This window comes from Rhodococcus sp. B7740 (assembly GCF_000954115.1).
Classification (GTDB): Bacteria; Actinomycetota; Actinomycetes; order Mycobacteriales; family Mycobacteriaceae; genus Rhodococcoides.
In genome coordinates this window covers 4,555,699-4,569,275 of sequence record NZ_CP010797.1, presented here as the reverse complement: position 1 = coordinate 4,569,275, position 13,577 = coordinate 4,555,699, and the positions used below count along the sequence as shown (strand labels likewise).

Annotated in this window: 13 protein-coding genes; 6 read left to right on the top strand and 7 right to left on the bottom strand. The window is 64.7% G+C overall.

Translation table 11 applies throughout. The features are described from left to right. Positions 1 to 28: 28 nt before the first annotated feature. Positions 29 to 196: an RNA-binding S4 domain-containing protein gene (locus NY08_RS26140; RefSeq protein WP_155290818.1), complete on the top strand. Its 168-nt coding sequence runs from the start codon at positions 29 to 31 to the stop codon at positions 194 to 196. An 11-nt stretch (positions 197 to 207) separates the two neighbouring features. On the opposite strand, the gene NY08_RS21265 is transcribed toward NY08_RS26140, so the two are convergent. The 3 genes from NY08_RS21265 to NY08_RS21255 form a co-directional block, all read right to left on the bottom strand. Beyond that, on the bottom strand, positions 208 to 1,884 hold the full coding sequence (locus NY08_RS21265; RefSeq protein WP_327205177.1) for a CotH kinase family protein: 1,677 nt from the start codon (positions 1,882 to 1,884) through the stop codon (positions 208 to 210). Between the two features lie 2 nt (positions 1,885 to 1,886). After that, positions 1,887 to 2,564: a DUF4956 domain-containing protein gene (locus tag NY08_RS21260; protein ID WP_032397174.1), complete on the bottom strand. Its 678-nt coding sequence runs from the start codon at positions 2,562 to 2,564 to the stop codon at positions 1,887 to 1,889. 322 nt (positions 2,565 to 2,886) lie between these two features. After that, the gene (locus NY08_RS21255) at positions 2,887 to 3,480 is read right to left on the bottom strand and encodes a TetR/AcrR family transcriptional regulator (RefSeq protein ID WP_045198634.1); all 594 of its coding nucleotides are present in this window, start codon (positions 3,478 to 3,480) and stop codon (positions 2,887 to 2,889) included. 156 nt (positions 3,481 to 3,636) lie between these two features. Here NY08_RS21255 and NY08_RS21250 point away from each other — a divergent pair, with 156 nt between their 5' ends. Genes NY08_RS21250 through NY08_RS21240 form a run of 3 tightly spaced genes read left to right on the top strand, consistent with a single transcriptional unit; the run spans position 3,637 to position 7,582 of the window. Next, positions 3,637 to 5,910, top strand: coding sequence for a putative bifunctional diguanylate cyclase/phosphodiesterase (locus NY08_RS21250; protein ID WP_045198633.1), 2,274 nt, complete (start codon positions 3,637 to 3,639; stop codon positions 5,908 to 5,910). Between the two features lie 11 nt (positions 5,911 to 5,921). Then, on the top strand, positions 5,922 to 6,542 hold the full coding sequence (bluB, locus tag NY08_RS21245) for a 5,6-dimethylbenzimidazole synthase (protein WP_179273151.1): 621 nt from the start codon (positions 5,922 to 5,924) through the stop codon (positions 6,540 to 6,542). Next, positions 6,539 to 7,582: a hypothetical protein gene (locus tag NY08_RS21240; protein ID WP_235386985.1), complete on the top strand. Its 1,044-nt coding sequence runs from the start codon at positions 6,539 to 6,541 to the stop codon at positions 7,580 to 7,582. Before bluB ends, NY08_RS21240 begins: the two co-directional genes overlap by 4 nt. 3 nt (positions 7,583 to 7,585) lie before the next feature. Here the strand turns inward: NY08_RS21240 and NY08_RS21235 are convergent, their stop codons facing one another. From NY08_RS21235 to NY08_RS21220, 4 genes are all read right to left on the bottom strand, one after another. Then, positions 7,586 to 8,098 carry a DUF427 domain-containing protein gene (locus NY08_RS21235; RefSeq protein WP_144407409.1) on the bottom strand — a complete coding sequence of 171 codons (513 nt, stop codon included), beginning with the start codon at positions 8,096 to 8,098 and terminating at the stop codon, positions 7,586 to 7,588. Between the two features lie 22 nt (positions 8,099 to 8,120). Beyond that, the gene (locus tag NY08_RS21230) at positions 8,121 to 8,840 is read right to left on the bottom strand and encodes a DUF2637 domain-containing protein (protein WP_045198629.1); all 720 of its coding nucleotides are present in this window, start codon (positions 8,838 to 8,840) and stop codon (positions 8,121 to 8,123) included. Between the two features lie 200 nt (positions 8,841 to 9,040). Next, the gene (locus NY08_RS21225) at positions 9,041 to 9,343 is read right to left on the bottom strand and encodes a WhiB family transcriptional regulator (protein ID WP_032397411.1); all 303 of its coding nucleotides are present in this window, start codon (positions 9,341 to 9,343) and stop codon (positions 9,041 to 9,043) included. Positions 9,344 to 9,462: 119 nt separating this feature from the next. Then, entirely contained in the window at positions 9,463 to 10,023 is a 561-nt protein-coding gene (locus NY08_RS21220) for a gluconokinase (protein WP_032397181.1), read from the bottom strand. 80 nt (positions 10,024 to 10,103) lie between these two features. On the opposite strand from NY08_RS21220, the gene NY08_RS21215 reads away from it, so the two are divergent. Further along, positions 10,104 to 10,847 carry a FadR/GntR family transcriptional regulator gene (locus tag NY08_RS21215; RefSeq protein ID WP_045198627.1) on the top strand — a complete coding sequence of 248 codons (744 nt, stop codon included), beginning with the start codon at positions 10,104 to 10,106 and terminating at the stop codon, positions 10,845 to 10,847. 59 nt (positions 10,848 to 10,906) lie between these two features. Next, a complete protein-coding gene (gene otsB, locus NY08_RS21210; protein ID WP_045198625.1) occupies positions 10,907 to 13,459 on the top strand; it encodes a trehalose-phosphatase in 2,553 nt (850 codons plus the stop codon). Positions 13,460 to 13,577 lie beyond the last annotated feature (118 nt).

Below are 13,577 nucleotides of genomic sequence, written 5' to 3'. Positions count from 1 at the left end.
CGTCACCACCCGGGAGCAACATCGGCTCATGAACGGTCGAACCTCTGTTCCGGAGTTGCTGGTGGCCACGGGTACGGCGCGCACGCTCGCGCAGGCCGCCTCCTTCGTGATGGAGGGCATGGTCCTGCTCAACGGACTGCCGCTGCGCGACCCCCGCCGCGAGGTTTCCCCGGCGGACACCCTGACCCTGCGCTGACCGCCGGGACATCACGACGATCCCGTGACAACAGGATCGTCGGCGAGTGCGTCGATTCGGATCTGCAGCCGTGACTTCAATTCCGCAGCATCCGCATCGATGTCCTCCTGGGAGAGACCGGCCGACGTGGGAACGGACGCGGCGACCTCGTCGACGATGTCGAGCACCCGGCCACTGGCCCACAACTCGTCGTAGATCGTGCGGAACGCAGTGTCGTACTCGTCGGTGAACTCCGTCGAATCCAAGAACATGTCCTTGAGCGAATTACCCAGCATCGGGCCACCTTCGGGCATGCCCCCGCCTTCCGGGAGCTCCACTCCCTCCGGTGGGGTGAAGCCCTCGGGCAGCTGCGGCATGCCACCGCCTGCCCCTCCGCCACCGGGAATCATCGAGACTTCGTCGTGGGCCCCGGCGGTGGAATCGGAATTCAGAGCCAGATTGAGATCCCACGACACGACGGAGAACTTTTTCGTGTCCAGGTCGTAGTAGAGGTAGAAGTTCTTTCCCGGTCCGCCCATGTCGTCGCCGTTGCCCAGCAAGTTCTGCAGTGCAAGATAATTCGCCAGCGAGTCGACGTCGACGTAGTCGGCCAGATGCGCATCGAACTCGGCCTGGTCTGCACCGTCGAGCCACTTCAACAGCGTGATGATCGGTTGCAGGTCCGCTGTCCCGCGGGCATTGATCTGGGTGAACTGCTCTGCATAGGTGGTCTGATCGTCACCCTGATACGTGAAGGTCGCATTCGCTCCGGTCTTGTACAACACCCCGTCGCCGTCCTCCAGAGAATTGGCGTAGTCGTCATCGGGAGCGACGACCACCAGTCGCGTCGTCTCGGCCGAGTCGTTCACCGAGTACGTGGTGTAGGTGAAGTCCTGGGTCGGCTGGTCCGAAGCGTCGGTGATCGCAAGAGAGACCGACTCGTTCAACGCCGGAGTGTACGGCCGCAGCGAGAGCGTGGTGTGACCCTGATACGCCCGCCCCTCGGAGTACTCGGCGAAGTCGATCAGAAACGGAAGATCCTCGGGCGCATCGAAACTGAGCGGTTCACCGAACACAGCCAACCCGGCTCCCCCGGGCATTCCCCCGCCCTCCGGCGTCGCCGCACCCTCGGGCATCGCCGCACCCTCGGGCATGGCTGCGCCGTCAGGCATGGCCGCGCCATCGGGCATCGCCGCGCCCTCGGGCATGGTTGCGCCGTTCACAGGGGGTGCTGCGCGCTCCGCGCCGGCATTGCCGGCACCGCGTCCCGGCATCGTGCCGTCATCGTTGCTCAGCGAACTCAGCGTCGAGTTGCCCTTCAGTCGAATACCGACGTCCGAGATCAGAGTCCCGTCGATGGTGATGTCGGCGGGTACCGATTCCTTGACACCCTCGTTCTGGAACGAGTCCTTCAGGGTCTGGTAGTCACCGGCATCGATGTCGAGCGAAATCGAATGCGACACAGTGGGATCGAAGAGGCCGACCGTGCCCTGGACGTTCTCGGTGATCTCCGACGCGATGACGGTTGCATCGCCGGTGATGTACGGGCGGATCCGGGTCGACCCGAACACGGTCGCCATCACCACGACGAACACCAGGAGCGTGGCAGCGATCTTCCAGTGCTGCCGGACCCTCCGAGGAATTCGATGGATCAACCTCCTTCGCAGGGTCGTCGGAGCGGAGGGAAAGTTCGTGTTCGGGTCGGCCACGATCAGATATCCGTCTGGTCGTATCCGGTGAGTACCGAAACCCGTTGTCCGGTGTTGACCTCACTGAGGGCAGCGATCAACTCACCGGGCTTCTTGCCGGACCGCAGTTGTGCGGTGAAATACAGCTCGGTCAGTGCACCCGATCTCACCGATTCGGTACTGACAAGCTCGAACTCCTTGCAGTACTTGATCAGTACGTCCTCGACCAGATCGGTGTAATCGGCGTCGGGTGGCACCTGAACCTTGACGACCTGACGCTGCACATCGAGCTTGAACCAGTCGAACTTGCTCATCACCACCATCACCAGGCAGATCGCGAACGTTGCCGCGATCGCCAACACGTAGAAGCGAGTTCCCGTGGCCATGCCGATTGCCATCACGAGGAAGATGAAGCCGACGTCGCGAGTTTCCTTGATGGCGTTGCGGAATCGGACGACGGACAAAGCACCGACGAGGGCGAACGCCCGTGCCACGTTCGATCCGACGACCAGCATGATCAGGCTGATGACCATGCCCACCGTGACGAGAGTTTGGACGTAGGACTGGCTGTACGAGACGTTCTTGTGGGTGAGTCGATAGACCCAGCCGATGATGGCCGACAGGACGAACGACAGTGTCAGAGACACCACGATATCGAACGTCGAGAACGTTCCGCTCAGGTCTTGAATGTTGAAATTCATCGCATTCCGATCGAGTTGTATCGAATTTCGCACTGGTTACCGGGGGTGGTTCGGCCCGCGCACCGGCGTAAATCCTCGCTGTTTACCGTTTGTTCGGATGCCGTTAACCATAGAGACATTCGGTCCGGAAATTCCATACAGGAAGCTGGCAGTTTCCTGCCAATTCAGCCGTGAGAAGCCTGGCAGCACACAGTCGATCCACGACGAATACCCGACAGCCACTTCGGACGTCGGGGAGGGTCATATTTTCTTATCATGTTGCAGTGCAAGAGTTTCGATTGTTCACTGCAGGCAACGTAACTCCGACCGAACAGGCTCGCGATCAGCGAGTCTCCGAGCGCAGGGCCGGCAGAATGACCTCGTCGATGATTCGGGTTCGGTATTCCGAATCCAAAGGCTTGGCATCGGTCAATGGCCCCGTCATGATCGCGCTGAAAACCATGTATTGCAGAAAATCGGCAGCGGGCGGTCTGGTCGACAATTCCCCCCGCTCCACCGCACGCATGACGACCGACTCGAGGAATCGAGCCTCGGGTTCGAGGAACGTTCTCCGCACCGCTGCCGCCAACTGTTCGTCGACCATCACCGCATGGTGGATCGCCGCGGCGAAACGTTGATCGTGCTCCGCCCCCTCGGACACCCGGTGCATCAGCTCGAGCAGATCTCCACGAAGGTCGCCGGTATCGATGCCCACGAACGGCGGGGGGCCCACCGATTCGATGGCAGCGACCACCAGCTCGGCCTTGCTCGACCACCTCCGATAGAGGGTGGCTTTGCTGCACTGCGCTCGTTCGGCAACCAGGTCCATCGACAGCGAGTCGTAACCGACCTCCCCGAGGCAGAGCAGCGCAGCGTCGAGAAACTCGCCCTCGCGCTCCATACTCACCCTCGACCGACGTGGGGCGTCGCCGTTCATCCGTGCCCCCTTATCGAATCGAAACAGTTTCGTACCGATAATCGATCGTAGCGCTGAGGCATACTTCTGTCACGGGACGCGAGTGCAGGTGACCTACATCACGTCAGTGTGACATTGTTGAAGCCGTCGGATCGGCGTGAACGGCTGGAGAAAATCGTGACGGCCTGGTGGCGGTGGTACGCAGCGCTCGGCGCAGTCGGCTGCGTCGTCTACTTCCTCGTCCCCACGATCGTCTGGGCTCAGTCGGTCTTCGTACTCGTCGGAGCGTCCGCCGTCGCTGCCACCGTGATCGGTACCAGGATGCACCGGCCCGCCAACCGCAGAGCCTGGCTGGCCATCGCCACCGGAACCGCACTGTGGGTGCTCGGCGACATCGTGTTCGAGTGGATCCACGTCACTCGCGGCAGCGTGCCGTATCCCTCGATCGCCGATGCGCTGTACCTCGTCGGCTATCCGATCTACGGTTTCGGCCTGTTTCTGCTGGCCCGCCACGAGTGGCGGGCCAGTGAGCGTGGGCATGTCGCCAACAGTGCCATCATCATGGTGGCCTTCGGACTGCTCACCTGGGTCTTCGCCGTCCAGCCGACGCTCGGCGCGGAAGGAATCTCCGGATTGGGCGGACTCGTCGACGTCGCGTACCCCGCGATGGACATCTTCCTGCTCGGACTGTTGGCCCACTTCGTCGGATCACGACAATGGCGAGCCCTGTCCTACCGACTGCTCACCTGCGCCGTGTTGTTGCTCGTCGTCACCGACACCGTCAACAACTTCGCGATCATGCCCGCGTCCTCGTCCCAGCGGTCGCTGTTCGACGTCGGATGGACCCTGTCCTACGTCCTGATCGGCGTCGCCGCCCTGCACCCGTCGATGCGCCGCATCACCAACCCGAACATCGAATCCGACGCACATCTGATGGCGTCGTTCACCACCCCCACTGTCGTCGTGCTCACTGCGGCCACATTGACCGCACCGATCGTCATGTTCATCGAAGTCGTTCGCGACGAACCGATCGAGCAGTGGGGTTGGGCAGTTCTGCTCTGTGCCGGGGCGTTGGTGATCCTGGTGGTGTTTCGCATCACCGATCTGTTGCGGTTGCTGCACACTCAAACGGTGCAGTTGCGTGCAGTCGCCGACACCGATCACCTCACCGGGTTGGCCAATTTGCGCGCGCTGGAACATCAGGTCTGGAGCAATGCCGGCGGATCGACATTGCTGACCGTCGATATCGATCGTTTCAAAGAGATCAACGACACGTTCGGGCGCGGCCTGGGCGACCGGGTTCTCGTGGTGGTCGCCGAGCGCCTACGAAGTATCGTCGACGACTCGATTCTGCTGGCGCGCTTGGCCGGTGACGAGTTCGCGCTGTGCGGGCCGGCGGAATCGATGGACCCGGCCGCGTTGGCCGAGGAGATTCAACAGCAATTCGCCACGCCTTTCGAGGTGGAGAACATGACTCTGCTCATCGAGGCGAGCGTCGGTGTCGCGTCCAATTCGCCGGCTACCGAGGGCGACGAGGAGACCACACCGGATCGCCTCGTGCAGCGCGCCGACCTCGCCGTCCAGACGGCGAAAGCCGCTCAGTCGCGCATTGCGTACTACGACCGATCGATGGACCGGGACAAGAGCGAGCAACTCATCATGCTCGGCGAGCTCACCACAGCACTCGAATCGGACCAGCTGCGGCTGCACTACCAGCCTCAGGTCGACCTCAGGACGATGAGCGTCGTCGGCGTGGAAGCACTGCTGCGGTGGCATCACCCGAACGGCAACGTCCTGTCCCCCAGCGCATTTCTGCCCACCGCCGAACGTACCGGACTGATCCGGCCGCTGACGAACTACGTTCTCACGCACGCCCTCGCCCAACGCAGGCAATGGCTGGCCGACGGTCTCGACCTGAGCATCGCTGTCAACATCTCGACTCGAAATCTGTTCGACGACACCTTGATCGAGCAGGTGTGCACGGCGCTGACCGAATTCGACTGTCCTCCGTGGCGATTGACGGTGGAAGTCACCGAGACCTCGGCGATGACCGACCCGGTGGGCGCGACCGAGAAGCTGTCGATTCTGCACGCGATGGGTGTGCAGGTCGCCATCGACGACTACGGCACGGGCTACAGCTCACTTGCCTACATCGAGCGGTTGCCGGTCCAGGAGTTGAAGATCGATCGCGCCTTCATCGCCGGCATGGCCCACAATCCCGCGCACGCCGCCATCGTGCGCTCGACCGTCGAACTGGCCCGTACTCTGGGATTGTCGGTGACGGCCGAGGGCGTGGAGGACGAGATGACGATGACGGCGTTGCGTGAGCTCCGGTGCGGTCGGGCACAAGGTTTCCACCTCGGCCGGCCCACCTCGGCAGATCGACTGCCCGCCCTCGTCGCCGAGCTCGACGAACGTCTGAGAAGTGTTACAGGAGAACGGATATCATGACCGAGGCAGCCCTGTCGGTGTATGCAGCCATTCGATCTCGCCGCGACGTTCGCGCCGAGTTCGACGGAACCGTCGTCGACGACGAGACGCTGCGCCGCATCCTCGGTGCCGCGCATCAGGCCCCGAGCGTCGGCAACACCCAACCCTGGGACTTCGTGATCGTCCGCAAGCCCGATACCCTGAGCGCCTTCGCCGCCCACGTGGCCGGCTGCCGACAGGACTTCGCGGACAAGCTCGATGCCGAACGCCGAAAGACGTTCGACCCCATCCGTATCGAGGGAATCGAGACGAGCGGAACCGGGGTGGTGGTCACCTACGATCCGGGCCGTGGAGGGCGGCACGTCCTCGGCCGCGACACCGTCGACGACACCGGATTGTTCTCCGCCGTACTGGCCATCGAAAATCTCTGGCTCGCAGCGATAGCCGAGAATGTCGGCGTCGGCTGGGTCTCTTTCTACGACGAGGCTTATCTCACCGAACTGCTCGACATCCCCGCACCGGTTCGCCCCATCGCGTGGCTGTGTGTGGGTCCGGTCGAATCGTTCCAGGAGGTTCCCGATCTGGAGCGCTTCGGGTGGCGCACCCGCCGTCCTCTCGACGACGCCCTGCACTTCGAGCAGTACCGCCGATGATGCGGGCACGCCTGGTGACGGTTGCGGCCGCGCTCCTGTTGGTGACCGGCTGCTCTGCCGACACTGTCGACGAAACCGCGCCTCCCGCAACGACTCCGGCGGCCGAGCCGGCACAGGCCCCGGACTCGGCCGACCCGATCGGAACCGTCGTCGCCCTTCCTGGTGCTCCCGAGGGTGTCGTGGTCGGCTCGTCCGGCATCGCAGCTGCCGGGGTACGTGAGCCCGACGGGGTGGTGCTGTTCGATGCGGCCACCGGTGTCGTGCGCCAGATGGTCGCGACGACGGGTGCACCGCGCCATCTCTCGCTCGCAGGTCCCGACGGCCCGGTGTTGGTTCCGCTCGAAGGCAGTGACGAACTGCTCGAGATCTCACTCGACGACGGCGCGATCCTGTCGACCGCCACGGGGGTGGGCCGTCAACCACACGACGCCGTGCAGACCTCCGACGGCACCATCGTGGCCACCAACGAAATGGGTGGCGGAGTGATCTTCCTCCGCGACGGGTCGGTGGTGTCGGAGCTTCCGCCCGGGCCCGTCCAACCCGGTGGAGTCGCCGCTCTCGGTCCCTACGCTGCCGTCGCGGACGTGCAGGGCAACGGTGTGTGGGTCTACGACGGTGCGACGCGCCAGGAGGTGGCGCAGGCTCCGATCGGGGTCAAGCTCACGCACGCGGTGACGGTGAATCAGACGGTGGCCGGGTTCGCCGACACCGACGGCGGCACGGTCCTTCTCGCCTTGGTCGACACCGCCGGAGGCATTCGCCAGATCGCGTCGATCGATGCGCCCGGCAACCCCTACGGGCTCGCCGTCGATCCCGAACGCCGGCTGCTGTTCGTGACGCTGACAGCGTCGAATCTCCTGCGGGTGGTCGACGTGTCCGATCCAGCCGCTCCTCGGACTCTGGGCGACGTTCCGACGGTGACGCAGGCCAATTCCGTCGCCGTCGATCCGCGCACCGGGGACGTGCTGGTGACCGGTAGCGACCCCGGTGCGGCGAGTTCGATTCAGATCATCACCCGCGCAGAGTTGCCCGGCGGTTAGCCCTCACCACCCGTAGGAGCCGGGGATTCCCTTGAACGGCCCGACGACATCGTCGGTGATCCAGCCCTCGTAGAACCCGCCTTCCTGTGGTCGCACGGCCTCACCGTCGATCTCGCATTCGACGCGGCTCGGCGAGAAGGCCAGGTAGCCGGCGATGTCGACGAACCGTGGCGTCGGGTTCTCGTAACTCCACGCCGCCGCCGGTGCCACTGCGTCGCCTCCGTGCACATCCCAGTACGTCGCCGCACCCTTCCACTCGCAGTGCGTCGAGCGGGCGTCCGAGGGCGTCAGCGCACCCGGGACCACGTCCGAACATGAGATGTACCAGGTCGGTGGGTGGCTTGTCTCGAGCGCTCGGTACGCGGCGGTGGTGCGGGCGATCACCTGACCGCCTAGACGGACGACCAGCGATCGGTTGGAGGACTCGAGCCGCGGTGGGCGGGGGTAATCCCACACCGACTCCTGGCCCGGCTTCGGCTTCTCGGGAACGACGGATCTCGGCAAGTTCTGACTCATCCTTCGATGGTGCCACCGGATGTCACGGAGCGTCGACGGGATAGAGATCGTCCACTCGTTCTTCGTCGAGAATCCATCGATCCACCTCGTCGAGCGGCTCGACCGTGCGCACCGAGGTGACGGGAGATTCGGGCACGGATTGCTCGACGCGGACCGGCTGGATGTACTCCGGCTCGGTGTGGACCGGCTCGACGCGCTTCGTCGGCGCGGGTGCCGGCGTCTCGAGGGTGGTGAGTTCGGGCGCACGCGTCGCCGGTTCGGCGCTCGGTGCGAAGGCCACCTCGTCCACGACGGGTTGTTCGTCGGCGATGCCTGCGGTCTTCGGCAGTTCCGCCGGTACCCGAACGAGGATGCCGAGTCCGTGGGTCGCGGCCAACAGGCTCACTGGGGCGACGGTCGCAATGGCCGCCGACAGGGCCGGATGCAGCGTGCCGGCGTCGGAGATGAAGGCGTGCATGGCATTTGCGCCGATACTGACCAGAGCGGCCGTGATCAGCACGCCCCAGAAGAAGCGTCGACCACTGCGTTGCTCCTCGAATTGAGCCAAGGCGATGACGGAGATGGTGGCCTGCAGGATGGTGCCGTCGACGATCACCGGCCACAGCCAGGACAGTGAGCGCGGAACGCCTGCCATCGTGGCGAGATCCCACAGTGCGGCGAAACTGAGCACGAACGACGCGATTCCGATGACGGTGGTGATGACGACCGCACTGACGAGCGTCGCACGCAGGACCTTGTTCATGGGTCGTCATGGAACACGAGACCACCGACAAGTTCGGTCGAGCCCGCGACGGTCAGGGCTCGAAGGCACTGCGAACCAGTCCCCGCAAACGCGAGCGCGTTTGCCAGCAGCACGCGTAATTGCCATGTGCGCGTTGACAATTACGACCGCGTTCGGCACATGCGCGCGCGTCTGCAGCGCACCCGTATGCCCCGGCGGGATCAAGCGGTCCGGATGGCTCCGCGGTAGAAGTCGGCGCGATCGTGCGCGGACATTCCGCCCCACACGCCGTAGGGCTCGTTGGCCTCCAGTGCGTGCTGGCGACATTGTTCGAGTACCGGGCAGCGGCCGCAGACCTGCTTCGCGGACTTCTCGCGCGAGGTGCGGGCGCGACCTCGCTCGCCTTCGGGGTGGAAGAACACGGACGAGTCCAGTCCACGACACAGACCGTCGAGTTGCCAGTCCCAGACATCGGCGTTGGGAACGGGAAGTTGGACCGGCCTGGCGGGTGCGCCTCGCACCATGAGCTGTCTCCTCACTGAAAAGTGAACAAGCTCACTATCTCGCATTCGTCGTACTTTTACAAGTTCTTTTGTCCATTCGTAGTACTTAAAAGCAAGCGCGCTTGCTTGAAAACCGGCGGTCAGTGACTCTCCGACATCCCGGCCCGCGTCTCGAGTTCGACGAGGATGCGCTCGGCGATCTTGGTCGGGGGCGGACCGATGTCGACGACGATGGCGTTCTCGTCGTCGCCCAGCGGCTCGAGGGTCGAGATCTGGGTGTCGAGCAGCGACGACGGCATGAAGTGGTCCATCCGTGCGTTGAGGCGACCGCTGATCCGATCCTTCGTTCCGGCCAGGTGCACGAAGATCACTTCCGCCCCCTCCCTCGACCCGGCAGCCAGCACGTCCCGATACGTCCGCTTGAGCGCCGAGCACGTCACGATCCCCGATCGCCCCGTGGTGGTGTGGTCGGTGATCCATTCCGCGATCACGTCCAGCCACGGCCATCTGTCCTCGTCGGTCAGCGGCTGACCCGACGCCATCTTGGCCACGTTGGCGTCCGGGTGCAGGTCGTCGCCCTCCTGCAGGTCCCATTTCAGTGCACCTGCGAGGATGCCCGCCACCGTGGACTTGCCCGATCCGGACACTCCCATCACCACGAGTACCGGATGATGTGCTCTACCTGTCGTCTGCGATGCCATCCCTCGATACTGCTCCATCGCGCCCGCCTGGATCGGACAGACGCGAGAAACCGGGCAACCCGTGGGACGATCGACCGGACATGAGCGAGACCAACGACTTCCGCCAACTGCACGATTCGGTGCTCGACGAGCTCGGGCGCGACATCGTCAGCGGTGCGATCCCGAGCGGGACCCGAATCTCGGCAGACGACGTCGCCGTGCGGTTCACCGTGTCGCGGACCGTCGTACGGGAAGTCGTGCGCGTTCTCGAGTCGCTGGGGTTGCTCACGGTGCGTCGTCGCGTCGGAATCACCGTGCAGGGCTCGGAGAACTGGAATTCACTCGACCCGGAGGTGATCCGCTGGCAACTGGCCGGGCCGGCTCGCGCCGAACAGTTGCTACTGCTCAGCGAATTACGTTCGGGGATCGAACCTTTGGCAGCCAAGCTGGCCGCCCACCGAGCGACACCCGAGCAATGCGGGGCGTTGACCGCCGCCGTCATCGGAATGTCGTCGACGTCGAGAGCAGCCGACTCCGAGGCCTACCTCGAACACGACTGCAATTTTCATCGCACGTTGCTCGCGGCGTCGGGCAATCCGATGTTGCGATCGATGTCCGACATCGTGGTCGAGGTACTCGCCGGACGTACCCGCCATGCCCTGATGTCGAGGCAGGCCGACCCGGAGGCAATTCGACTGCACGGGGTGGTCGCCTCGTCGATCCAGTCCGGTGACGCCGACGCCGCACAGCGAGCCATGTTGGCCATCGTCACCAAGTCAGCTGCATCGATGTCGGCGGCCTCGGGTGTGACGCCGTCGCCCGGTCTGGTGCCCGACCAGCAGTGATACACCGAGCGCACAAAGCCAGGTACGCCGAGGCGGGGTTCATCGCCTAGATTCGACGGGTGACTGCTCTCGAATTGCCGCTCGAACTTCGCCGCGCACTCGTTGGAGTAGCTCGGACTCCGCGTCTGCTCGTCGCGTCCGATTACGACGGCACCATGGCGCCGATCGTCTCCGACCCGCAGAAGGCGTTCCCACACCCCGAGTCGGTCAGCGCCATGCGCGGGCTCGCTTCCCTGGCCGGAACCAACGCCGCCGTCATCTCCGGACGCGCCCTGCGTGATCTCGCGATCCTCTCGCGGCTGCCGTCCGAGGTGCAGCTGGTGGGCAGCCACGGCAGCGAGTTCGACGCCGGGTTCGTCAACGCCATCGACGACAACGCCAAGAAGCTCCTCACCGTCATCACCGGCGAACTGCAGGCCATCGCCGACGCCCATCCAGGCGTGAGTATCGAGACCAAGCCGGCCAGCGTCGCGTTGCACGTCCGCAACGCCGAGACCGCCGCAGGCGACGAAGCCCTCGCGGCCGTGCGATCCGGCGCGGCTGCGCGGGACGGGGTGCAGGTCACCGAGGGCAAGTCCGTCATCGAGTTGGCGGTCATCGTCACCGACAAGGGCGTCGCGCTCGACATTCTTCGCCACCAGGAAGCCGCTACTGCCGCAGTCTTTTTCGGCGACGACGTCACCGACGAGAAGGCGTTCGGACACCTGCACGGGCCGGACATCGGCGTCAAGATCGGACCGGGAGACACCCTGGCGGAGTTCCGCATCGACAGCACCGAGCAGGTCGCGCTCGCCCTGGCATTTCTGCTCGAAGAGCGACGCCAGTGGCTCTCGGGAGCCGACGCCCCGCGTATCGAGCGACTGACGATGTTGGCCAGCCCCAATGCCGTTGCACTGCTGACCCCCGACGCCGACGTCACCTGGCTGTGTCACCCCGAACCCGATTCGGCAGCGGTGTTCGCGCACCTGCTCGGCGGCGATCAGGCCGGCCACTTCAGCGTCGGACCCACCCGCGCGTCGCTCCCGCTGAGTCAGCAGTACGTGGACGGCACGATGACAGTGCAGACCAAGTGGGCCAGCCTGCAGGTCACCGACTACCTGCCGCACGACATCGGCCAGGGCCAGACCGCGCTGACGCGAGTCATCACCGGCAAGGCCACCGCCGTGGTCACCTTCGCGCCACGTCCGGAGTTCGGAAAGGCATGGGCGTCACTGGAACCCGACGCCGACGGCCTACGCGTCCTCGGTACCGCGGATCCGATGGTGCTGCGTAGCCCCGGCGTCGTCTGGAACATCGTCTCCGATGGATCCCAGCAAACCGCGCACGCCGAGGTCGATCCCTCCAACGGACCCATCGTTCTCGAATTGCGGCTCGGAACGGATGATCTGAGCGAGCACCCGTGGGCCGAGGTGGAGCGTCGTCGGGCATCGGAGGCGTACTGGAAGGACTGGGCCGACGGCCTGGATCTGCCGCCGCTCAAGCGCGATCTGATGAAGCGATCGGCACTGACTCTGCGCGGTCTGGTGCACGCCGAGTCCGGTTCGATCATGGCGGCCGCCACCACTTCGCTACCCGAAGACATCGGCGGAGTGCGCAACTGGGACTACCGCTACTGCTGGCTGCGCGACGCGGCGCTGACGGCGGCAGCACTGGTCGACGTCGGCTCGACGGCCGAGGCCGAGAACTACCTATCTTGGATCCACGGAGTACTCGAGTCGGTGTCGGGTCCCGAACGCCTGCACCCGCTGTACACCATCTGGGGCCTCGGCCTGCCACCCGAGGCCGTCATCGACGAGCTGCCCGGTTACGCCGGTTCGCGTCCGGTACGGGTGGGAAATGCTGCCAACCAACAGGTTCAGCTCGACGTGTTCGGCCCCATCGTCGAACTGGTGTCTGCCCTCGCCCACGCACGCAAGGCCGCAGGATCGGAACACGTTCTCTCCGAAGATGACTGGGAACTCGTCCGCGCCATGGTCGAAGCCGTCGAACGTCGCTGGTTCGAACCCGACCACGGTATCTGGGAGATCCGCGACAACCCCCGCCACCACGTCTACTCCAAGGTGATGGGCTGGATCACCGTCGATCGCGCCATCCGACTCGCCGAAACATTCGGCCGTACGACGGAACCCGGCTGGGCACCCCTGCGCGAGACCATCCGAGAGGAAGTACTCGCCAACGGCTGGAACGAGGAGGTGCAGTCCTTCACCGCCGCGTACGACGGCACCGACCTCGACGCCGCGACCCTGTTCATCGGGCTGTCCGGACTGATCGACCCGGCCGACCCGCGCTTCGCAGCCACCGTCACCGCCACCGAAGCCGAACTGCGCAGCGGCTCGACCGTCTACCGCTACCGCCACGACGACGGACTCCCCGGCGGCGAAGGCGGCTTCCACCTGTGCGCGGCCTGGCTGGTGGAGGCATACCTTCTGGTGGGACAGCGCGCCGAAGCCGAAGCCCTGTTCGCCCAACTCGTCAGTGCCGCAGGCCCCACCGGACTGCTCAGTGAGGAATACGACCCCATCGCCGAACGCTCCCTCGGCAACCATCCGCAGGCCTACAGTCACCTCGGTCTGCTGCGCTGCGCGAGATTGCTCAGCGCCCAGCCTGCTTGACCCCCGCACCGCTCCGCTCCGCGTCAATGGACCATTGCATACGTCTGAGCCGTGCAATGGTCCATTCACCCACGGGGGTCCGCTGCGTGAATGGCACATTGCATACGTCTGAGCCGTG